This window comes from Streptomyces sp. NPDC089919 (assembly GCF_040684615.1).
Taxonomy (GTDB): Bacteria; Actinomycetota; Actinomycetes; order Streptomycetales; family Streptomycetaceae; genus Streptomyces.
In genome coordinates this window covers 1-20,759 of sequence record NZ_JBFBGK010000126.1, presented here as the reverse complement: position 1 = coordinate 20,759, position 20,759 = coordinate 1, and the positions used below count along the sequence as shown (strand labels likewise).

Here is a 20,759-nt window from a genome sequence, read left to right as displayed (position 1 = left end):
CCCGCCGCTCTCCCGATGGGGGGGGGGCCCCCCGGGTTGGGGGGGGGGGGGGGGGGGGGCGGGCTCCGCGCAGCGGCCGGGCGCGGGCCCGGACCCCGCGCCTCAATCGCCGGCGGGGCTGGGTTTGCCACTCCCTGGCGGGGCTGGATGTGCCCGGCGGGGTCGCGCCAAAGGGGTGGGCGGGGGCCAGGTTTCGGGGCGCCGCCCCGGACCCCGCGCCTCAAACGCCGGCGGGGCTGGGTCTGCCCGGCTGGGCTGGACTTGCCACTCCCTGGCGGGGCTGGGCGTGCCGAAGGGCCGGCTCCCCGAGGAAGGGGGGCCGGCCCTTCGGGCTGGCGGGGCACCCCAGCAGGGGCCGCCCAAGGGGTGCGCCGCCGGCTAGAGGCCCTGCCAGGCCGGCTTGTTGGCGAAGGTGTGCCGGAAGTACTCCGCCAGCTTCAGCTTCGACGCCGCCGCCTCGTCGACGACGACCGTCGCATGCCGGTGCAGCTGCAGCGCGGACGCCGGCACCAGCGCGGACAGCGGCCCCTCGACGGTCTGTGCGACCGCCTCGGCCTTGCCCTCGCCGGTCGCCAGCAGGACCAGGTGGCGGGCGTCCAGGATGGTGCCGATGCCCTGCGTGATGACGTGGTGCGGCACCTGGTCGATGTCGTCGTCGAAGAAGCGGGCGTTGTCCACCCGCGTCTGCTCGGTGAGCGTCTTGATGCGGGTGCGCGAGGCCAGCGAGGAGCAGGGCTCGTTGAAGCCGATGTGGCCGTCCGTGCCGATGCCGAGCAGCTGGAGGTCCACCCCGCCGGCCTCGGCCAGCGCCAGGTCGTAGGCCTCGCAGGCGCCCACGATGTCCTGCGCGGTGCCGTCCGGGCCCATGAACGACGCCTCGGACAGGCCCAGCGGCTCGACGACCTCGCGCAGCACCACGGACCGGTAGGACTCCGGGTGTCCGGCCGGCAGTCCGACGTACTCGTCGAGCTGGCAGATCCGGGCGCGGGAGGCGTCGACCTCGCCGCCGCGGACCTTGGCGGCCAGGGCTTCGTAGATCGGCAGCGGCGTGGAGCCGGTCGCCACGCCGAGCAGGGCGTCGGGCTTGCGGCGGACCAGGGCGGCCATGGCCTCCGCGATGAGTTCGCCGCCAGCCTTGGCGTCCGGAACGATGACAACTTCCACGCTGGGCCTGCCGATCTGAGAGGGAGCGCTCTTGTGGTATAGACCAATCTAGCAGAACCGGGCCCCCTGGACACGGCCTCCGCCCCCTCCATCCTCGGCCGAAAACCCCCACCCGGCCCGTCGGCCCGGGAGCACCCCGCCGCGGGCCGGTCCGGGTGCCGCTCCGGCGCCCCGGCGCCAGACTGGGGTGGTGACCGCCCTGGAACGGCCGGGCCGGCTGATGTCCGCCGAGATGGCCGAGCAGCCCGCAGTGCTGGACCGGCTCCTGGCCGAGGGCGCCGCCGCCATCCGCGCCACCGCCGAGGCCGTCGCCCAGCGCCGCCCCCGCTTCGTCCTGCTGGCCGCCCGCGGCAGCTCGGACCACGCCGCCCTGTACGCCAAGTACCTGTTCGAGGTGCGGCTCGGGCTGCCCTGCGGGCTCAGCTCGATGTCCACCACCACCGCCTACGGCGCCCGGCCCCGGCTCCGGGACGTCCTGGTCGTCACCGTGAGCCAGTCCGGCGGCTCCCCGGACCTGGTGGCCTCCGCCCAGGCGGCGCGCGCGGCCGGCGCGATCACGCTGGCCGTCACCAACAACCCCGACTCCGCGCTGGCGGCCGTCACCGAGTACCAGATCGACGTACTGGCCGGCCCCGAGCGGGCGCTGCCGGCCACCAAGACGTACACCGCCTCGCTGCTGGCCCTGTACCTCTTCGTCGAGGGTCTGGAGCGGGCCGGCACCGCCCCCGCCGGCACCGCCCCCGCCGGCACCGCGCCGGCGGCGCTGCCCGGGCTGGCCGGCCGGATCCTCGACCGCGCGGACGAGGTCCGGACCCTCGCCGCCCGCTACCGCTTCGCCGAGCGAATGGTCCTCACCTCCCGCGGCTTCGGCTACCCCACCGCCCGCGAGGCCGCCCTCAAGATGATGGAGACCGGCTACATCCCGGCGCTGGCCTACTCCGGGGCGGACCTGCTGCACGGCCCGCTGGCGCTGGTGGACAACGTCTCCCCGGTGATCGCGGTGGTCACCGGGGGCCGCGGCGGCGAGGCGCTGCGGCCGGTCCTGGACCGGCTGCGGGCCCGGGGCGCCGACCTGTTCGTGGTCGGCCCCGCCCGGTCCGTGGCGGCCGCCTCGGCCGGCTTCGTGCTCCCGGTCGACGGGGTCCCCGAAGAGCTCCAGCCGGTGCTGGAGATCCTGCCGCTCCAGCTACTGGCGTACGAGGTGGCCCTGGCCCGGGGCCGGGACCCGGACGCGCCCAGGGCCCTGGCCAAGACCGTCGAGACCCGCTGAGAGGGCCTACAGCAGGCTGAGCTGGAGGCCGCCGGTCGCGTCCAGGTGCTGGCCGGTGACCCAGCGGGAGTCGGGGGAGGCCAGGAAGGCCGCCACGTCCGCGACCTCCTCGGCGGTGCCGATCCGGCCGAAGACCGAGCGGGAGGCTGCGTGCGCCCGGGCGGCCGGGTCGGCCAGCCAGGCGGCGTTGAGTTCGGTCTCGGTGATGCCGGGGCCCACCGAGTTGACCGTGATCCCGCGCGGTGCCAGCTCGGCGGCCAGCGAGACGGTCAGGGCGTTCACCGCGCCCTTGGCCATGATCGTGGCCAGGATGGCCGGCAGGGCGATGTCCGGGGTGCCGGTGATGTTGACGATCCGGCCGCCGTCGCGCAGCCGGGGCAGCGCGAGCTGGGTGACGAAGAAGGGCGCCTTGGCGTTGACCGCCAGCGCCCGGTCGAAGGTCTCCTCGTCCGTGTCGGCCAGCCCGGCGAAGGTGGCCGCGCCCGCGTTGTTGACCAGGATGTCCACCCCCTCCGTGGCCAGCGGGTGGGCGTCGTACGCCGCCCAGAGGGCCGCCGCACCGCCCGGGGCGGCGAAGTCGGCGCGGACCGCGAAGGCCCGGCCGCCCGCGGCCCCGATCGCGGCCACCGTCTCCTGTGCCGCGTCCTCCTGCCGCGCGTAGTGCACGGCGACCAGGGCGCCGTCCCGGGCCAGCCGCTCGGACACCGCCCGCCCGATGCCCCGGCCGCCCCCGGTCACCACTGCCGTCCTGCCGTCGAGCACGCCCATGGCACGCCCCCCATTTCTCTAGTGGTCGTTACAGATTCAGACCGTACCCCAGATTCACTAACGGTCGCTATAGAATTCGGGCATGGTGACCGGACAGCGCGGCAGGCCCCGCTCCTTCGACCGGGCCGCGGCCCTCAACGAGGCGCTGCGCGCCTTCTGGATCCACGGCTACGAAGCCACCTCGATCGCGGACCTCACCAAGGCCATGGGGATCGGTGCGCCCAGCCTGTACGCCGCCTTCGGCGGCAAGCAGCAGCTCTTCGACGAGGTGGTGGAGGCGTACGCGGGCACGTACGGCGCCTTCGGTGCGCGGGCGCTGGCGGAGGAGCCCACCGCGCGGGCCGGGATGGCCCGGACGCTCTACGAGGCCGCGGCCTCGTACACCAGCCCCGAGCTGCCGCCGGGCTGCCTGGTGCTGAGCGCCGGCTCCGGCTGCGGCACGCCCGAGGTGGAGGAGGCCCTGCGGGCCCGCCGGGCGGCCAACGTGGCCGCCTTCGAGAGCCGGATCCGCGCGGACGTGGCGGCCGGGGTGCTGCCGGCGGACACGGACGCGGCGGGGCTGGCCCGCTACGGCTGGGCGGTCCTGCAGGGCATGTCCCAGCAGGCGCGCGACGGCGCGGACCGGGCGGAACTGGAGGCGGTGGCGGCCCGGGCGCTGCTGGCCTGGCCGTAGCGGTCGCGGACCGCGGGGGAGGGGCGCGGAAGGGCCCCGGAAAGCCCCAGGGCCACGGTGTCGGGCGGGACCCTCAGCCCGCCCGGCACCATGGCCCGGAGTTGCGTCGGCCGAGGGGTGTGCGGTCCCCGCGGCCGGTGGGAGGTGCCGGCGCGGTCAGGGCAGAACGCGCGGCTTACCTCGATCCGTCCTCCTGTGCGGGGAGGGCGGAAGTCCGTGACGTCACGTCGATGACATCAAGTCCGTGACATCTGCATTGTGGACTAGACCAATCTGTTCTGTCCATCCAACGACAGGGTCCGAAGGTCCGTCACTTCCTCCAACATACGCGGCCGGGAGCCCGTCTGGGTATTCCCCGCGGGAATCTCCACCCGCTCGGCCCGGGTACGCTCGGCCCTGTGCCCTCCATGAACGACCTCGTACGCCAGCACACCGCCCTCAGCGAGACCGAGCTCGAGTGGCTGCACATGCTCGTCTCCGAGTGGCAGCTGCTCTCCGACCTGTCCTTCGCGGACCTGGTCCTGTGGGTCCCGACCCTGGACGGCACCCGCTACGTCTCCGTCGCGCAGATGCGGCCCAACACCGGCCCCACCTCGTACCAGGACGACATGGTCGGCCACCTGGTGCCGCGCGGCCGCCGGCCGCTGCTGGACGCGGCCCTCGACGAGGGCCGGATCGTCCGGGAGGGCGACCCGGAGTGGCGCGAGGAGGTCCCGGTCCGGGTCGAGTCGATCCCGGTGCGCCGGGAGGGCCGGGTGCTCGGCGTGATCGCCCGCAACACCAACCTGCTGACCGTGCGCACCCCGAGCCGGCTGGAGCTGACCTACCTCCAGTCGGCCTCCGACCTGGCGCAGATGATCGCCGCCGGAACGTTCCCCTTCCCCGGCCAGCAGGTCGACATGGACGCCTCCCCGCGGGTGGGCGACGGCCTGATCCGGCTCGACGCCGAGGGCGTGGTCACCTACGCCTCGCCCAACGCCCTCTCCGCCTACCACCGCCTCGGGCTCGCCTCCGACCTGGTCGGCCAGCACCTCGGCACCACCACCGCCGAGCTGGCGCCCTCCCGGGGCCCGGTCGACGAGGCGCTGGTCAAGCTGGCCAGCGGCTGGGCGCCCCGGGAGACCGAGGTCGAGGGCAACAGCGGGGTCATCCAGCTGCGGGCCATCCCGCTCAAGCCCAAGGGCACCCGGATCGGCTCGCTGGTGCTCTGCCGCGACGTCACCGAACTGCGCCGCCGCGAGCGCGAGTTGATCACCAAGGACGCCACCATCCGGGAGATCCACCACCGGGTGAAGAACAACCTCCAGACGGTCGCGGCCCTGTTGCGGCTGCAGGCCCGCCGGATGGATTCGGACCAGGGCCGCGAGGCGCTCAACGAGGCGGTCCGCCGGGTCGGTTCGATCGCCATCGTGCACGAGACGCTGTCCCAGAACCTGGACGAGCGGGTGGAGTTCGACGAGATCGCCGACCGGGTGATCGCGATGGTCGCGGAGATCTCGCCGGGCAAGGTGGACTGCCGCCGCACCGGCCGGTTCGGCATCCTCGACGCCGAGGTGGCCACCCCGCTGTCGATGGTGCTCACCGAGATCCTGCAGAACGCCCTCGAGCACGCCTTCGCGCCGGGGGACCGGGGCGCCGTCGAGGTGACCGCGGCCCGCAGCGGCAGCGGCCGCGACGACGCCCGGCTGATGATCACCGTGCAGGACGACGGCCGGGGCCTGCCGCCCGGCTTCGACCCGCAGAAGGCCGGCAACCTCGGGCTGCAGATCGTCCGCACCCTCGTCGAGGGCGAGCTCGGCGGCAGCTTCGACATGCTGCCGGGGCCGGACGGCGGCACCAAGGTCGTGCTCGACGTGCCGGTCACCCCGCAGAAGTAGGGCCCGTCCCGCCGGGGGACCGGGCCGGCGCGGCCCCGGGAAAAGCACTGAGCCCCGGACCGTGGATCACGGTCCGGGGCTCAAGAGCACGTTGCTGAGCGCTATGTGGGTACTACGCGCTGCGGCTCGAGGCTCGAAAGTCGATATCAGGCGCTGGCGTTGCGCGCCCGGTTGCGAGCGGCGCGGCGCTTCATCGCGCGGCGCTCGTCCTCGCTGAGACCGCCCCAGACGCCGGAGTCCTGACCGGACTCGAGCGCCCACTGCAGGCACTGCTCCATGACGGGGCAGCGGCGGCAGACGGCCTTGGCTTCCTCGATCTGCAGCAGCGCAGGACCGGTGTTGCCGATGGGGAAGAAGAGCTCGGGGTCTTCCTCGCGGCAAACGGCGTTGTGACGCCAGTCCATGGCTGCTCCATCTCCTTGTATTGCGGGCAGGTTGCTTGTGAATGTGAACGCTTTCACGAATCCCTTCGCGAGGGAAGGGCCGACGCCCAGTTGCCTGGTGCGGTCCGATTCGTGGAGGGGTTCTGGCGGTCATGGGGTGCCGGGTCCTGCGGGCTGTCCCGATCGCCATGTAGAGATTCGCAAACCTCGGACGGGGACACAACCCCTTCCGGAAAGTTTTTTTTGATTCGTCGGTGTCGACTAGGTCACAGCCGTACTTCTATGGGGTGGACCCGCGCCTAAACGTTCGAGTGAAAGGAGTTTCGCCTCTCCCACTCACACAATCACACGCAGTGCACGGCGAACGCCTGTGAACGTCACGCTGGTGCGCAGTCCGAGGTGATCGCCGTCCATCTGGAAGGGGAGCGGAACCTTCGAATGCAAGGTGAAGTCGGTCAGATCGTGCAGGGACACCGCGTGCTTGCCCTGCGGCCCGCGCTCAGGAGTCGAGGTCAGGAGCTGGGTGGCGTACCGGGCGATCGCCGGAGTTGACAAACGGTCCAGACCAAGCACGTCGAGCGCGGTGTCGAAAGAGGCCTCCGGGGAGGCGTAGAGCGGCTTGTTCCCCAGGAAAGTCCACGGCGACGTATTGCACACTATCGACAGCACAAGGTCACGGACGGGATCCGCGTCCGGCCGTTCGAGTGTGATCGTGCCGTGCCTGCGGTGCGGCTCGTCGAGGAATTGACGCACCAACTGCCGGACGTAGAGCGCATGGGTCGAACGCTTGCCGCGTTCCCGCTGTTGCTCCACTCGGCCCACCACACCGGCGTCGAATCCGAATCCCGCGCAGAAGGTGAACCAGCGCGAGGGCACCGACTCGTCCTCCGTGCCCGGGGTGCCCGCCGCCAGGCCCAGGCCGACCGTCCGCTCCCGGCGCTCGCGCAGGGCGTCCAGGATGGCGCCGGTGGCCTCCACCGCGTCGTTGGGCAGGCCCAGGGCCCGGGCGAAGACGTTCGTGGAGCCGCCGGGCACCACGGCCAGCCGGGGCAGCCGCTCCGGATCGGGGCCGTTGTGCAGCAGGCCGTTGACGACCTCGTTGACCGTGCCGTCGCCGCCGAGGGCGACCACCAGCTCGATGTCGTCGCTGTACGCGGCCTTGCGCCCGAGGTCCCGGGCGTGCCCCCGGTACTCGGTGGTCACCGCCTCCAGCTTCATCTCGCTGGCCAGGGCGTGGATCAGGACGTCGCGCACGCGCGCACTGGTGGTGGTTGCCGCCGGATTGACCACGAGGAGTGCACGCATGTGCGCCAGATTACCCACTGGTCAGCACGGCGCCCAGACCGGCCGCCGTCACCGGCCCGCCCACCGGGGCTACTCTGCTCGGGTGAGTTCTCAGCAGACCCCCGCCCCCGCCCAGCCTGCCGCCCCCGGCCCGGTGCCCGCCCGGCTGACCGCCGCCGCCGCGCTCACCGCGCTGGAAGGCCTCGCCCTGGCCGGGCTCGGCGTCTACCTCCTGCTCACCGGGATCCTCGACAAGGTCGACTCGGTCAAGCAGGCCGAGACCGGCGGCATCACCCTGATCGTCCTGGCCCTGCTGCCGCTGGCCGCGGCCCGGGGCCTGCGGCAGCTGCGCCGCTGGAGCCGCGGCCCGGCGCTGATCACCCAGCTGCTGGCGCTGCCGGTGGCCTGGACGCTGCACGAGACCGGCGGCGCGCTGACCGTGGCCGGCGTCGTCCTGGCGCTGACCGCGGCGACCACGCTGTACCTGCTGGTGCACCCGGAGACCACCCTGGCGCTGGGCGCCCACCCCCGGTCCACCGCCACCGACGAGGCGACCGACTAGCGCCCGCGGGCCGACACACGACGAGGCCGCCGGTGCGCACGCACCGGCGGCCTCGTGCCGTTCGGTCACTCCCCGTGACGGCGCTCCCCTCGGGGGCGCCGGCCGGGGCGCCGGCTCACTCCTCGACCAGCAGCTTGTCCCGCAGCTGCGCCAGGGTCCGGGCCAGCAGCCGGGAGACGTGCATCTGCGAGATGCCGACCTCCTGCGCGATCTGCGACTGGGTCATGTTCCCGAAGAACCGCAGCAGCAGGATCCGCTTCTCCCGCGGCGGCAGCCCCTCCAGCAGCGGCTTGAGGGATTCGCGGTACTCGACCCCCTCCAGGGCCTCGTCCTCCGCGCCCAGCGTGTCCGCGACCGCGGGGGACTCGTCGTCGGTGTCCGGGACGTCCAGCGAGAGGGTGCTGTAGGCGTTGGCGGACTCCAGCCCCTCCAGCACCTCCTCCTCGGAGATTCCCAGCCGCTCCGCCAGCTCGTGCACGGTCGGCGAGCGGCCGTGCTGCTGGGAGAGCTCCGCGGTGGCCGTGGTCAGCGCCAGCCGCAGCTCCTGGAGCCGCCGCGGCACCCGGACCGCCCAGCCCTTGTCGCGGAAGTGCCGCTTGATCTCGCCGACCACGGTCGGCGTCGCGTACGTGGAGAACTCCACCCCGCGGTCCGGGTCGAACCGGTCCACCGACTTGATCAGGCCGATGGTCGCCACCTGCGTCAGGTCGTCCAGCGGCTCACCGCGGTTGCGGAACCGCCGGGCCAGGTGCTCCACCAGCGGCAGGTGCATCCGCACCAGCCGGTTGCGCAGCTCGGCCCGCTCCGGGGAACCCTCCGGCAGCTCGCGCAGTTCGATGAACAGGGCCCGCGCGCCACTGCGGTCGCGCGGATCGTGCTCCTCTTTGGTGTGGTGCTCAGTCTCGCTCATAGGGCCCGCCCGTCGCTCCGCCGAGTCCGAAAAGCCGTCATCCGCCGGGTGCGGCCGGGCCTGCTGCTGTTCCGGGATGCCGCCGCCGGAAGCGTGCGCGGTCCGGGGCGCGCCCCAGCCATCCGCCCCGGCCACCGCCGGGGACGCCGAGTACGGGTCCCCCGTGCCGTGCACGGGGGTCTCCTCGCCGCTCACGCCGGCCCGGGTCCCGCGCCGCGCTGTTTGTAGAGACTGATGCTGACCGTCTTGTCCTCGGCGACCGTCGACTCGACCTTGCCCGCCAGCGCGGAGAGCACGGTCCAGGCGAACGTGTCGCGCTCGGGGGCGCGGCCGTCCGTGGTCGGTGCGGAGACCGTCACCTCCAGCGAGTCGTCGATCAGCCGGAAGACGCAGCTGAGGACGGAGCCGGGAACGGCCTGCTGGAGCAGGATCGCGCAGGCCTCGTCGACGGCGATGCGCAGGTCCTCGATTTCGTCGAGGGTGAAGTCCAAACGTGCCGCGAGGCCGGCCGTGGCCGTACGCAGCACCGACAGGTAGGCACCCGCGGCCGGCAGCCGGACTTCCACGAAGTCCTGCGTCCCGGGCTCGCCTGCGATCTGGGACACCCTCACCTCCAAGGTGGTACGAGCTCTTTCGCCGGTGACGCTATCGCGATCCGAGCGCTCGTGTCTTGGCGCCCCTGTCCGGCCGTGACCGATAGTAAGTCAACGGGTACGGAGGGTGGCTAGAGGTCTGCGGGCCCAAATCCAGGGAACCGGAGGATCGTTGACCTACCCCGCGGGCGGGCGGTCGAACCTCAGACGATCGCCGCGTCCACGTAGCACCAGCGCCAGGTCTCACCCGGTTCGTGGCTGCGCATCACCGGATGGCCGGTCGCCTCGTAGTGCGCGGTGGCGTGCTTGAGCGGCGAGGAGTCGCAGCAGCCGACCTTGCCGCAGGCCAGGCACATCCGCAGCTGCACCGGCTGGGTGCCGGCGCTCTCGCAGTCGGCGCAGGTCAGCCCCTGGGGGACGGGCTCGGGGCGCGGCAGTTCGGGAACGTGCAGGCAGTCGCTCATGATGGCCAGGTTACGTGGGCGCCGCGGGCGTCAGTTGGAGCGAGGACGGAGCCCCGATGGAGGCATTCCCCCTGGTGTGGCTGGTGGCCGGCTGCGCCGTGGTCGCCGGGCTGGCCCGGCGCACGCCCATTCCGGCGCCGCTGCTGCTGGTGGCGGCCGGGCTGGCGGCGTCGTACGTACCGGGGGTGCCGTCGTACGCCCTCGATCCGCACATCGTGCTGCCGCTGGTGCTGCCGCCGCTCCTCTACACGGCCGCCATCGACTCCTCGTACCTGGGGCTGCGGGCCAACCTGCGGCCGGTGGCGCTGCTCTCGGTCGGGTACGTGCTCTTCGCGACCCTCGTGGTCGGGTACGCGGCGCACCTGATCGTGCCGGGCCTCTCGAAGCCCGCGGCGCTGGTGCTGGGGGCGGTGGTGGCCCCGCCGGACGCGGTCGCCGCCACCGCGATCGCCCGCCGGCTGGGCCTGCCGAGCCGCATCACCACCATCCTCCAGGGCGAGTCCCTGGTGAACGACGCCACCGCGATCACCGCGTACAAGGTGGCGCTGGCCGCCCTGGTCGGGTCCGGGGCCGGCTGGGCCGGCGGGGTCGCGGAGTTCCTGATGGCCTCGGTCGGCGGGGTGGGCGTGGGCCTGCTGCTGATGGTGCCGATCCACGCGCTGCGCACCCGGCTGAGCACCCCGCTGCTGCAGAACACCCTGTCGCTGCTGATCCCGTTCGTCGCCTACGCGGCGGCCGAGCGCGTGCACGCCTCCGGGGTGCTCGCGGTGGTGGTCGTGGCGCTGTACCTGGGCCACCGCAACTGGCAGGTGGACTTCGCCACCCGGCTCCAGGAGGAGGCGGTGTGGAAGATGGTCGCCTTCGTGCTGGAGACGGTGGTCTTCGCGCTGATCGGCCTCCAGCTGCCGGTGGTCCTCGAAGGCCTCGGGGAGTACGAGGGACCGCGCGCGGCCTGGTACGCGGTGGCGGTCTTCCTCGCGGTGGTGGCGGCCCGCTTCGTCTGGGTCTTCCCGGCGACCTTCATGCCCCGGCTGTCCGCCCGGATCCGGGCCCGCGAGCCGGAGACCAACTGGAAGTCGCCGGTGATCGTGGGATGGGCCGGGATGCGGGGCGTGGTCTCGCTGGCGGTGGCCTTCGCGGTGCCGGTGACGATGGAGAGCGGGGCGCCGGTGCCGGCCCGCAACCTCATCCTCTTCCTGACCTTCACCACGGTCATCGGCACCCTGGTCGTCCAGGGGCTGACGCTGCCGCCGCTGATCCGGCTGCTGCGGCTGCCGCCGGTGGACCGGCAGGCGGAGACGCTGGCCGAGGCGCAGGCCCAGAACGACGCCTCGGTGGCCGCCGAGACGAAGCTGGCCGAGCTCCTGGAGGACCCCCGCAACGCCCTGCCGACGCCGCTGGCGGACCGGCTGCGGACGGTCATAGAGCGGCGCCGCAACGCCGTCTGGGAGCGGCTGGGGCAGGTGAACCCGGAGACCGGGGAGTCGGCCGACGACACCTACCGCCGGCTGGCCCGGGAGATGATCGAGGCGGAGCGGGAGGTCTTCGTCGAGCTGCGCGACCGCCGCCGCATCGACGACGAGATGCTGCGCACCCTGCTGCGCCGCCTGGACCTCGAAGAGGCCGCGGCCTACCGCGAGGTGGCCGACTGACCGGCTACGGGGTGCCGGTGACCACCGCGGCCAGGCGGGTGCCGCGGGGGAAGGCGCCCTCGGCGGTCAGGGCCGTCAGGGCGTACAGCAGCTTGGCCACGTAGATCCGCTCCACCGCCAGGCCGTGCCGGGCCTCGAAGTCCTCGGCGAAGGCCACCAGCTCGGCCGGCGTGCGGGCGTACCCGCCGAAGTGGAAGCGGTCGTCCAGCGACCAGGCGCCCCGGGGAGCCCCGTAGGCCTCGGTCTGGAGCCGGCGGACCTCCGCGTCCAGGAAGCCGCCCTTGAGGACCGGCACCCCCAGCGCCCGCTGGGCCGGTGCCAGGCCGGCGGCCAGGCCGGCGAGGGTGCCGCCGGTGCCGCAGGCGACCGCCACCACGTCCGCCGCGTCCCGCAGCTCGCGCCCCAGCGCCTCGCAGCCCCGTACGGCCGGTGCGTTGCTGCCGCCCTCCGGCACCACGTACGCCCCCGCCGCGCCCGCCTCGGCCAGCAGCCCGGCCAGGACCGCCGGCTCGGCCTTGCGCCGGTAGCGGCCGCGGTCGACGAAGTGCAGCCGCATCCCGTCCGCCGCGCACCGTTCGAGGGAAGGATTCAGCGGCCGCCCGGCCAGCTCCTCGCCCCGGACGATCCCCACGGTCGCGAACCCCAGCAGCCGGCCGGCCGCGGCCGTGGCCCGCAGGTGGTTCGAGTACGCGCCCCCGAAGGTCACCAGGGTGTCCCGGCCCTGCTCCGCCGCGGCCGTGAGGTTCAGCGAAAGCTTTCGCCACTTGTTGCCCGGCAGGTCCGGGTGGATCAGGTCGTCCCGCTTGAGGAGCAGGGTCACGCCGTGCCGGGCGAAGCGCCCGTCCTCCGCCGGCAGCTCCCGCAAGGGGGAGGGCAGGCGCGGCCGGAGGCCGTCGAGGTCGGGCGCCGAGCTGGTCATGCCCCCATTGTCCGGGGCCGGGTCACTTGAGGTGGGCGCGGACCCGCTCCCGCATGGCGGCCATGGTGAAGCCCACCGGGTCGATCTTGCCGGGCTGCCACTCGCGGTGGCCGATCACCGAGCGCTCGGTCCAGCCGTGCTGCCGGCAGATCGCCGCCGCGGCCCGGGCGATGGCGTCGAGCTGGACCTCGGGCCAGGGGTCGTCGCCGTCGCCGAGGTTCTCGCACTCGAAGCCGTAGAAGTGCCGGTTGCCGTCGACGTCGTGCTCGTTGTCGGGTGGCAGCGCCTTCTCCGCGATCACGGCGGCCAGCACGTCCCCGTCGCCGCCGCCGGCGTGGTTGGTGCGGCCGTAGCCGACCAGGTGGACGTGTCCGTCCTTGGTGATCACCCCGTGGCAGAGCGGACCCGGCAGGGCCGCGTACCCGTCCCGGCAGATACGGACCGTGGCCGCCGACCCCCGGCTGGCGGTGTGGTGCACCATCACGCCGTTCACCGGCCCCCAGGGGCCCTTGTGGTTGCGGTTGTGGGTGCGCCACTCGCCCACCCCGACCACCGTCAGACCCGCTCCGACCAGCACCTGCTGGAACTTCCCGGCGGACATCGGCTCGGACATCGCGGTCCTCCTTCGCAGTCGGGACGGGTGCCGGACGCGCCCGTCCCCCTGCCGATGTACCGGAGCATCCGCTTCCGGCAAACCTCGTTCGGACCGTGTGCGAGCCGATCCGGACACGGTGCGTCACCGGCCCGGCGGGCCCGGAGCGGGCCTCAGGAGGCCAGCCAGAGGTCCGGGCCGAAGACCTCGTAGTGGATGTCGGCGGCCGCCACGCCCCGCTCCAGCAGCTGCGCGCGCACCGCGCGCATGAAGGGCAGCGGGCCGCACAGGTAGGCGCGGGTGCCGGGGGCCAGCGGCGGCAGGGCGGCCAGGTCGACCCGGCCGGTGCGGTCGCCCTCGGTCGGGTCGGCGTCCTCCTCGTACCAGAAGTGCGCGGTGCCGTCGGCGAGCTTGCCGGTCAGCCGCCGGTGGTCGCCGGCCAGGGCGTGACCGGCGGGGGATCGGTCGGCGTGCACGACCGTGACCGGGGCCCGGTGCCCGGTCTCGGCGAGGTGTTCCAGCATCGAGAGCATCGGGGTGCAGCCGATGCCGGCCGAGGCGAGCAGCACCGGCCCGGCCGAGCCGTCCAGCACCAGGTCGCCGAAGGGGGCCGAGACCCGCAGCCGGTCCCCGGCGCGGACGTGCGCGTGCAGGTGGTTGGAGACCTCCCCGTCGGGGGTGGGGCCGCCGTGCACCCGCTTGACGGTGATCGCCCGGACCGGCGAGCCGGGGGCGGTGGAGAGGCTGTACTGGCGGATCTGGCGGGCCCCGTCCGCGAGGGTGACCTGGACGGAGACGTACTGGCCGGGCCGGAAGTCCGGGGCCGGTACGCCGTCGGCCGGCCGCAGCTGGAAGGTGGCGCAGTCGGCGGTCTCCTCGATCCGGCCGGTGACCGTCCACTCCCGCCAGACGTCCCCGGCGGCCACCCGCTGCGCCGCGTACAGCCGCTCCTCGACGGCCGCGAGGGCGTTGGCCATCAGCCAGTAGACCTCGTCCCAGGCCGCGGCGACCTCCGGGGTGACGGCCTCGCCCAGGACCTCGGCGATCGCGGCGAAGAGGTGCCGGTGGACGACGGGGTACTGCTCCCGGGTGACGCCGAGCGAGGCGTGCTTGTGCGCGATGCGGTCGAGCATCACGTCGGGGCGGGTGTCGGGATGCTCGACCAGGTGGCCGGCGAAGGCGGCGATGGAGCCGGCGAGGGCCTGCTTCTGCAGGCCGGCGGCCTGGTTGCCGCGGTTGAAGAGGTCCCGCAGCAGCTCGGGGTGGGCGGCGAAGAGCTTGTCGTAGAAGAGCTCGGTGATCTCTCCGATGGCCGCGCCGACGGCGGGGAGGGTGGCGCGGACGGTCTCGGTCGACTTCTCGGAAAGCATCGGGGCTCCTCGCCTCGTTGAATTGGTATCTGAGATGCGTATTTTTGGGTGCGGGTGAGCCGGGGCGCGGCGCCTTGCGGACGTGTGTCCTCGGGGGGCTACCGGCCGGGCGGGCCGGCGGGGCCGCCCGTGATGCCCAGCAGCAGCGGCCCGGTCGGGGCGGCGACCAGATCGGTCACGGTCAGCGGGTCCAGGGTCGCGAAGAAGGCCTCCTGGGCCCGGCGCAGCGCGCCGCGCAGCAGGCAGGCGGACCGCAGCGGGCAGGGTTCGCCGCCCTCGCAGTCGACCACGTCGCCCGCGCCCTCCAGCTCCCGCACCACCCCGCCGACGGAGGCGGCCCGGCCGGCGGCGGTCAGGGTCAGCCCGCCGCCCCGGCCGCGCCGGGCCTCGACCAGCCCCAGGTGCTGGAGCCGGGCCACGACCTTGGCGGTGTGGGTGTACGGGACCTCCATGGTCGCCGCCACCTCCCGGGTGGTCGGCAACTCCTCGCGCTCGACCGCCAGGCGCATCAGGACGCGCAGGGCGAGGTCGGTGAATCGGGTCAGCCGCATGTCCCGAGGATAGAAAACTTGCATCCAGGACTCAAATTAAGACGCGGGCAGGCGGCGCGGCAGGTGTGGGACGGGCCCGCCGAGGCTGGCCGAAACTCGCCGGTCGCGGCGGGTGTCGAGCGCCAACCCCGGAGCTTGCCCACACCCACACGGAGTAGTCCCACCCTTTTGTGTAATGGTCCGCCCACCCTCCGCGCTGAAAGGCTTCTGCTCTCGGGTCATCCATGTGATCGAAAGGGAACGAGATGTCGGTCCAGGCAGGTTCCGAATCCCGCGACGCCCAGGCGCAGCAGCAGCGCAGCCTCGGTACCGCGGCCGCCCGGAACTTGGCGAGCACCACCAAGTCCGCGCCGCAGATGCAGGAGATCACCTCCCGGTGGCTCCTCAAGGCGCTCCCGTGGGTTGGGGTGCAGGGCGGCACGTACCGGGTCAACCGCCGGCTGAGCTACACCGTCGGCGACGGCCGCGTCACGTTCGTCAAGACCGGGGACCAGATCCAGGTCATCCCCGCCGAGCTGGGCGAACTGCCCCTGCTGCGGCACTACGACGACCTCGACGTGCTGACCGAACTCGCCCAGCGCTGCCGCCGGCGCGACTTCCGACCCGGCGAGGAGCTGACCTCCTTCGGCAGCCGCGCCGAGGAGGTCTTCCTCCTCGCCCACGGCCGCATCGAGCAGGTCGGCCCCGGCCCGTACGGCGAGGACGCCGTGCTCGCCACCGTCGCCGACGGCGCCTACTTCGGCGAGCAGAGCCTCACCGACGACGAGGCCATCTGGGAGTACACCGCCCGCGCCGCCACCGCCGGCACCGCCCTGGTCCTGACCCGGCAGGACTTCCTGGCCCTGGCCGAGCGCGCCGACTCCCTCGGCGCCCACCTGCGGCAGGCGCGCAGCCTCCCGGCGCAGCGCACCAACGCCTACGGCGAGGCCGCCGTCGACCTCTCCGCCGGCCACGTCGGCGAGCAGGTGCTCCCCGGCACCTTCGTCGACTACGAGCCCAGCCCGCGCGAGTACGAACTGAGCATCGCCCAGACCGTGCTCAAGGTGCACACCCGCGTCGCGGACCTCTACAACCACCCGATGAACCAGACCGAGCACCAGCTGCGGCTGACGGTCGAGGCGCTGCGCGAGCGCCAGGAGCACGAGATGGTCAACAACCGCTCCTTCGGCCTGCTCCACAACGCCGACTACGACCAGCGCATCCAGTCCCACGACGGCGTGCCCAGCCCCGACGACATGGACCAGCTGCTCAGCATGCGGCGCGGCTCCAAGCTCTTCCTCGCCCACCCCAAGGCCATCGCCGCCTTCGGCCGCGAGTGCAACAAGCGCGGGATCTACCCCGACCCGGTCGAGATCGACGGGCAGTACGTCACCGCCTGGCGCGGCGTGCCGATCTTCCCGTGCAACAAGATCCCGGTCAGCGACGCCCGGACCACCTCCATCCTGTGCATGCGCACCGGCGAGGACGACCAGGGCGTCATCGGCCTGCACCAGCCGGGCATCCCGGACGAGCTCGAGCCGAGCCTGTCGGTCCGCTTCATGGGGATCAACGAACAGGCGATCATCTCCTACCTGGTCACCGCCTACTTCTCCGCCGCCGTGCTGGTGCCGGACGCCCTCGGAGTCCTGGAGAACGTGGAGATCGGACGCTGGCGCTGAGCGCGGCGGACGGGACGCGCGTCATGACGACGACCGAGACGGGTACCGGGGGCCACGAGGCGGCGGCCCTCCTGGAGCGCACGCGGGAGACCGTCGAGCCCGAGCTGCGCCGGACGGTCCGCGAACTCCCGGGCCAGATGCGCCGGGTCGCGGCCTACCACTTCGGCTGGGAGCGGGCCGACGGCCTGCCCGGGCCCCGCGGCCCGGGCGGCGGCAAGGCCATCCGGCCCGCGCTGGTGATGGCCGCCGCCCAGGCGCTGGGCGGCAAGGGCGAGGAGGCGGTGCGCGCGGCGGCGGCCGTGGAGCTGGCGCACAACTTCACCCTGCTGCACGACGACATCATCGACGAGGACTCCCGGCGCCGCGGCCGGCCCACCGCCTGGACCGTCTTCGGGATCCCGGACGCCCTCCTCGCCGGGGACGCCATGCTGGCGCTGGCCCTGCGCTGGCTGGCCGAGGACCCGCATCCGGCCGCCGCCCGGGCCTCGTCCCGGCTGGCCGCCTGCATCGTCGAGCTGTGCGCCGGACAGCAGGCGGACTGCGCCTTCGAGGAGCGGACCGAGGTCTCCCTCGAGGAGTGCCTGGCCATGGCGACGGCCAAGACCGGGGCGCTGCTCGGCTGTTCCTGCGCCCTGGGCGCGCTGTACGCGGGCGCGGGGGAGGAGGAGGTCGCGGCGCTGGACGCCTTCGGGCGCGAGGCCGGACTGGCCTTCCAGCTCATCGACGACCTGATCGGCATCTGGGGGGACCCCGAGCACACGGGCAAGCCCGCCGGCGCCGACCTCGTCGCCCGGAAGAAGTCCCTGCCGGTGGTGGCCGCCCTGACATCGGGCACCCCGGCGGGGGCGGAGCTGGCCGAGCTGTACGCCGGGCCGATGACCGGTCCGGACGTACGGCGGGCCGCGGACGCGGTGGAGCGGGCCGGCGGGCGGGACTGGGCGCAGATCCACGCCGCGGACCGGATGGGCCGGGCGGTCCAGCAGCTCCAGCGGGCGGTGCCCGACCTGACGGCGGCCGGCGGGCTGCTGTCCCTGGCGGAGTTCGTCACCCGCCGCACCAGGTAGTTCCGCCCGGAGGCCGGGGTGCGCGACCGTTTCAGGTCAGCCGCCCCGGTCTCCGGCGTGCGCCAACTCTAGGATCACTCCTGCATGTTGACCGTGGTACTCGAGTGATGCATGAGTGAAGGGCAGAGAGCTGTGGCGCTGGAGATACGTCAGGCGGGGCCGGCCGACCGGGACACGGTCGCGAAACTGCTGGACGAGGCCTTCCAGGACGACCCCGTGAGCAGCTGGGTCTTCCCCGACCCGGCGCACCGCCGGAAGGTGCACGGCGCGTTCCTGGGCGTGTTCGTGGACGTCACCCTCGCGGAGGGCCGGATCGACCTCGCCGCCGACGGCTCGGCCGCCGCGCTCTGGCTGCGGGTCCCCGCCGGCGAGCACGAGGAGGAGGTCGACGTACCCGCCCTGATGCGGGAGACCGCCGACCCCGACAACGAACGCTGCGAGCTGGTCGGCCGCCTGATGGGCGAGATCCACCCGACCCACGAGGAGCACGAGTACCTGCTGATGATCGCCGTGGACCCGGCCCGGCAGGGCGAGGGGCTGGGCACCGCCCTGATCCAGCCGGTGCTCGACCGCTGCGACCGCGAGGGCGTGGCCGCGTACCTGGAAGCCAGCAGCGACCGCAGCCGCCCGCTGTACGAGCGGCTGGGCTTCGACTTCACCGGTGTCCCGGTGCAGCTGCCGGACGGGCCCCGGATGTGGCCGATGTGGCGCAAGCCGCGCGGCTGAGCGCGCCGCGCGGCCGGACCCGGGCAGCACCCCGGGTCCGGCCGCCCCGGTCCCGGAGTGGGGTCCGGGACCGGGCCCGCTACTTCGTGGCGGCGGCGGCCAGGCCGTACCGCCACAGCGAGTCGACGCGGGAGCGCTCGGCCGAGTTCGGGTACGCGTTGGTGCAGGAGGTGCCGGGGCCGCCGCCGGACATCAGCTCGCTGCACGGACCGGAGTAGTGGTCCGGCAGGCCCAGCACGTGGCCCGTCTCGTGGGCGGTCACGCGGGTGGAGTTGTACTGCTGGTTCTGCGCGTAGTCGAGGAAGATGTAGCCGCTGCCGTGGCCGTCGGTGCTGGCGTACGAGCCGCGCGAGTCGTTGCCCTCGTAGTACGCGAAGTCGTACCCGCTGCTGGATTCGGCCAGCTTCACATTGGCCACCGAGCCGTTCCATATCTGGGCACTGCGGGATATGACGCTGCGGAAGCTCGGGGCGTTGCGGGTGCTGTAGTAGACGGTGACCGAGGCGGCCCGCGGGTTCGCGGCCCGCTTGGCGGCCACGGACTTCAGGACGGCCTGGTAGAAGGCGCGGTTGGCGGCCGCGTTCTCCTGGGAGTGGGCGTACGCCGCGTAGCTCGCGGCGGATCCGGTGGTGGCGGCGGGTGCCGGGGCGGCGCCGGCGGTGGGGGCGATGCCGAGGGCGGCGGCGAGGCCGATGCCGATGGCGGAGGCGAGCGCCGTCTTGCGGGCGTGGCTCATGGGGGGTCCTCCAGGTTCCGGTGCGGGGGGTGGGTCGTTCGGTACCGGAGTGTGCGGGACCGGATGGGGCGCGCGGATGATGCCAGCCGCCGATAGGGCGGGGCTATCACCTGCGGACGGGTACCCTTCGTCAACTGCCGTGAAAATGGCGGAAAGAGGTGGTTCACCGGTGGTTGGTGTGTCTCAAGATGCCGCCCTACGCTCGGGACATGGAGCTCGAGGTGAGGCATCTGCGCGCCGTGTGCGCCATCGCCGAGACCGGCAGCCTGCACAAGGCCGCCCGGTTGCTGGGCGTGAGTCAGCCCTCCCTGACCACCCAGCTGCGGCGGATCGAACGCGCCCTGGACGGTGAGCTGTTCCTGCGGGAGCGCACCGGCTGCCGGCCGACGCCGCTGGGGCGGGCGGTGCTCGGCCGGGCGCGGCCGGTGCTGGACGGGATGGCGGCGCTGGTCGCCGAGGCGCGCACGGCCGCGCTGGGGCCCCGGCTGCGGATCGGCTCCACGGCCAGCCGGGCCCTGCCGGGGTGGCTGCGCCGGCTGCGGCGCCGGCTGCCGGAGGCGGAGACCTCGCTGCTGGTCGACGTCTCCGCCAACGCGCTGCTGCGGATGGTGGCGGCGGGGCAGTTGGACGTGGCCTTCGTGCACGAGGTCGAGGGGTGTCCGCTGCGGATCCCGACCGGGCTCGAGCTGTGGGTGCTGGTGGAGCGGGAACCGCAGTTCGTCTCACTGGCCCGGGACCATCCGGCGGCCGGTCAGGAGGTCGTGGACCTGGCCGACCTGGCGGGGGACCGGTGGATGGTCGACCCGTCGGTGGACGGCGAATGGGCCGGGCTGCGGCGGGTCCTGGCGGGGGCCGGGCTGGACCCGCCGTACCTGCACGGGGACTACCACACGGCTGCGGCGCTGATCGCGACGGGGGAGGCGGTGGCGCCCTGCCAGCCCACCTCCCTGCCGCGGGCGGACATGGCGGTCCGCCCCCTCCGGGGCGACCCGCTGGGCGTCCGCCTCCTGTTGGCGGCCCCGCCGGGTGCGGGTGCCGACCTGTACGCGGACCTCCGCGCGGCCTATCGCGAGTCCGCCCTCCGCGCCGACGCCTACCGCACCTGGCTCTCCCACCAGAACAGCCCCCTCCTCCAGACCCCCTGACGGACTCGGCGCTTGTTGCCCGTCGCCGGGGACAGCCCGCCCCGCCGTGGCCCGGCGCCGGCCTTACCGGCGTCGCCCCCGCCCGGCGCCCCTGTGCGGGGCGATCCCAACGCCGTCGGCGTCCGGCCTACGCAGCCTTGCGCCCCGTCTCGAGCAATCCCAGCCGCGCCGGCGCTTGAGGCGACCGTCGCGGAGCGGCGGTGCGGGGTTCGGGGCGGAGCCCCGCTGTCCCCTTGCCAGCCTCGCTGGGGGTACCTCCCAGCGGTAGCTGGGGGAGTTCGAGGCGCGGGGGCTCCGGGGGCGGCCGCCCACCGGTTTCGGGAAGGGGCGGGGTGGGGCCGGCTCCGCGCAGCGGCCGGGCCCGGGCCCGGAACCCGCGCCTCAAACGCCGGCGGTAG

The 20,759-nt window shown here is 73.6% G+C and carries 21 protein-coding genes; 9 read left to right on the top strand and 12 right to left on the bottom strand.

Annotated features, from left to right (window positions below):
- Nucleotides 1-378 precede the first annotated feature (378 nt).
- A complete protein-coding gene (nagB, locus tag AB0O40_RS33335; protein WP_365049250.1) occupies nt 379-1,164 on the bottom strand; it encodes a glucosamine-6-phosphate deaminase in 786 nt (261 codons plus the stop codon).
- Between the two features lie 220 nt (nt 1,165-1,384).
- On the opposite strand from nagB, the gene AB0O40_RS33330 reads away from it, so the two are divergent.
- Nucleotides 1,385-2,434: an SIS domain-containing protein gene (locus AB0O40_RS33330; RefSeq protein WP_365049254.1), complete on the top strand. Its 1,050-nt coding sequence runs from the start codon at nt 1,385-1,387 to the stop codon at nt 2,432-2,434.
- Nucleotides 2,435-2,440: 6 nt separating this feature from the next.
- Here the strand turns inward: AB0O40_RS33330 and AB0O40_RS33325 are convergent, their stop codons facing one another.
- The gene (locus tag AB0O40_RS33325; RefSeq protein ID WP_365049249.1) at nt 2,441-3,202 is read right to left on the bottom strand and encodes an SDR family oxidoreductase; all 762 of its coding nucleotides are present in this window, start codon (nt 3,200-3,202) and stop codon (nt 2,441-2,443) included.
- Between the two features lie 82 nt (nt 3,203-3,284).
- On the opposite strand from AB0O40_RS33325, the gene AB0O40_RS33320 reads away from it, so the two are divergent.
- Both AB0O40_RS33320 and AB0O40_RS33315 read left to right on the top strand, forming a co-directional pair.
- The gene (locus tag AB0O40_RS33320; protein ID WP_365049248.1) at nt 3,285-3,875 is read left to right on the top strand and encodes a TetR/AcrR family transcriptional regulator; all 591 of its coding nucleotides are present in this window, start codon (nt 3,285-3,287) and stop codon (nt 3,873-3,875) included.
- 407 nt (nt 3,876-4,282) lie between these two features.
- Nucleotides 4,283-5,752, top strand: a complete 1,470-nt coding sequence (locus AB0O40_RS33315; protein ID WP_365049253.1) for a PAS domain-containing sensor histidine kinase — start codon at nt 4,283-4,285, stop codon at nt 5,750-5,752.
- 146 nt (nt 5,753-5,898) lie between these two features.
- Here the strand turns inward: AB0O40_RS33315 and AB0O40_RS33310 are convergent, their stop codons facing one another.
- The gene (locus AB0O40_RS33310; protein ID WP_003953983.1) at nt 5,899-6,156 is read right to left on the bottom strand and encodes a WhiB family transcriptional regulator; all 258 of its coding nucleotides are present in this window, start codon (nt 6,154-6,156) and stop codon (nt 5,899-5,901) included.
- 315 nt (nt 6,157-6,471) lie between these two features.
- Nucleotides 6,472-7,440: a diacylglycerol kinase family protein gene (locus AB0O40_RS33305; RefSeq protein WP_365049247.1), complete on the bottom strand. Its 969-nt coding sequence runs from the start codon at nt 7,438-7,440 to the stop codon at nt 6,472-6,474.
- Between the two features lie 82 nt (nt 7,441-7,522).
- Here AB0O40_RS33305 and AB0O40_RS33300 point away from each other — a divergent pair, with 82 nt between their 5' ends.
- Nucleotides 7,523-7,981, top strand: a complete 459-nt coding sequence (locus AB0O40_RS33300) for a hypothetical protein (protein ID WP_365049246.1) — start codon at nt 7,523-7,525, stop codon at nt 7,979-7,981.
- A 115-nt stretch (nt 7,982-8,096) separates the two neighbouring features.
- Here AB0O40_RS33300 and AB0O40_RS33295 read toward each other — a convergent pair whose 3' ends face one another.
- The 3 genes from AB0O40_RS33295 to AB0O40_RS33285 form a co-directional block, all read right to left on the bottom strand.
- Nucleotides 8,097-9,026: an RNA polymerase sigma factor SigF gene (locus AB0O40_RS33295; protein ID WP_365049252.1), complete on the bottom strand. Its 930-nt coding sequence runs from the start codon at nt 9,024-9,026 to the stop codon at nt 8,097-8,099.
- Between the two features lie 56 nt (nt 9,027-9,082).
- Nucleotides 9,083-9,496, bottom strand: coding sequence for an anti-sigma regulatory factor (locus tag AB0O40_RS33290; protein WP_365049245.1), 414 nt, complete (start codon nt 9,494-9,496; stop codon nt 9,083-9,085).
- Nucleotides 9,497-9,687: 191 nt separating this feature from the next.
- Complete coding sequence (locus AB0O40_RS33285; protein ID WP_365049244.1) at nt 9,688-9,948, bottom strand: UBP-type zinc finger domain-containing protein; 261 nt, start codon at nt 9,946-9,948, stop codon at nt 9,688-9,690.
- A gap of 56 nt (nt 9,949-10,004) precedes the next feature.
- On the opposite strand from AB0O40_RS33285, the gene AB0O40_RS33280 reads away from it, so the two are divergent.
- Nucleotides 10,005-11,600, top strand: coding sequence for a Na+/H+ antiporter (locus AB0O40_RS33280; protein ID WP_365049243.1), 1,596 nt, complete (start codon nt 10,005-10,007; stop codon nt 11,598-11,600).
- Nucleotides 11,601-11,604: 4 nt separating this feature from the next.
- Here the strand turns inward: AB0O40_RS33280 and AB0O40_RS33275 are convergent, their stop codons facing one another.
- From AB0O40_RS33275 to AB0O40_RS33260, 4 genes are all read right to left on the bottom strand, one after another.
- On the bottom strand, nt 11,605-12,519 hold the full coding sequence (locus AB0O40_RS33275) for a pyridoxal-phosphate dependent enzyme (protein ID WP_365049242.1): 915 nt from the start codon (nt 12,517-12,519) through the stop codon (nt 11,605-11,607).
- A 22-nt stretch (nt 12,520-12,541) separates the two neighbouring features.
- Complete coding sequence (locus AB0O40_RS33270; RefSeq protein WP_365049241.1) at nt 12,542-13,132, bottom strand: N-acetylmuramoyl-L-alanine amidase; 591 nt, start codon at nt 13,130-13,132, stop codon at nt 12,542-12,544.
- 152 nt (nt 13,133-13,284) lie between these two features.
- Nucleotides 13,285-14,481 carry a globin domain-containing protein gene (locus AB0O40_RS33265; RefSeq protein ID WP_365049240.1) on the bottom strand — a complete coding sequence of 399 codons (1,197 nt, stop codon included), beginning with the start codon at nt 14,479-14,481 and terminating at the stop codon, nt 13,285-13,287.
- A gap of 98 nt (nt 14,482-14,579) precedes the next feature.
- Nucleotides 14,580-15,032: an Rrf2 family transcriptional regulator gene (locus AB0O40_RS33260; RefSeq protein WP_365049239.1), complete on the bottom strand. Its 453-nt coding sequence runs from the start codon at nt 15,030-15,032 to the stop codon at nt 14,580-14,582.
- A 245-nt stretch (nt 15,033-15,277) separates the two neighbouring features.
- On the opposite strand from AB0O40_RS33260, the gene AB0O40_RS33255 reads away from it, so the two are divergent.
- The 3 genes from AB0O40_RS33255 to AB0O40_RS33245 all read left to right on the top strand — a co-directional run bounded on the left by AB0O40_RS33255 (nt 15,278) and on the right by AB0O40_RS33245 (nt 18,480).
- Nucleotides 15,278-16,690, top strand: coding sequence for a family 2B encapsulin nanocompartment shell protein (locus AB0O40_RS33255; RefSeq protein ID WP_365049238.1), 1,413 nt, complete (start codon nt 15,278-15,280; stop codon nt 16,688-16,690).
- 23 nt (nt 16,691-16,713) lie between these two features.
- Nucleotides 16,714-17,754: a family 2 encapsulin nanocompartment cargo protein polyprenyl transferase gene (locus AB0O40_RS33250; protein WP_365049237.1), complete on the top strand. Its 1,041-nt coding sequence runs from the start codon at nt 16,714-16,716 to the stop codon at nt 17,752-17,754.
- 132 nt (nt 17,755-17,886) lie between these two features.
- Nucleotides 17,887-18,480 (top strand): GNAT family N-acetyltransferase, encoded by a 594-nt coding sequence (locus AB0O40_RS33245; protein WP_365049251.1) that lies wholly within the window; start codon nt 17,887-17,889, stop codon nt 18,478-18,480.
- 79 nt (nt 18,481-18,559) lie between these two features.
- Here the strand turns inward: AB0O40_RS33245 and snpA are convergent, their stop codons facing one another.
- Complete coding sequence (gene snpA, locus AB0O40_RS33240) at nt 18,560-19,216, bottom strand: snapalysin (RefSeq protein ID WP_365049236.1); 657 nt, start codon at nt 19,214-19,216, stop codon at nt 18,560-18,562.
- A gap of 209 nt (nt 19,217-19,425) precedes the next feature.
- Between snpA and AB0O40_RS33235 the strand changes: the two genes are divergently transcribed.
- On the top strand, nt 19,426-20,361 hold the full coding sequence (locus tag AB0O40_RS33235) for a LysR family transcriptional regulator (RefSeq protein WP_365049235.1): 936 nt from the start codon (nt 19,426-19,428) through the stop codon (nt 20,359-20,361).
- Nucleotides 20,362-20,759 lie beyond the last annotated feature (398 nt).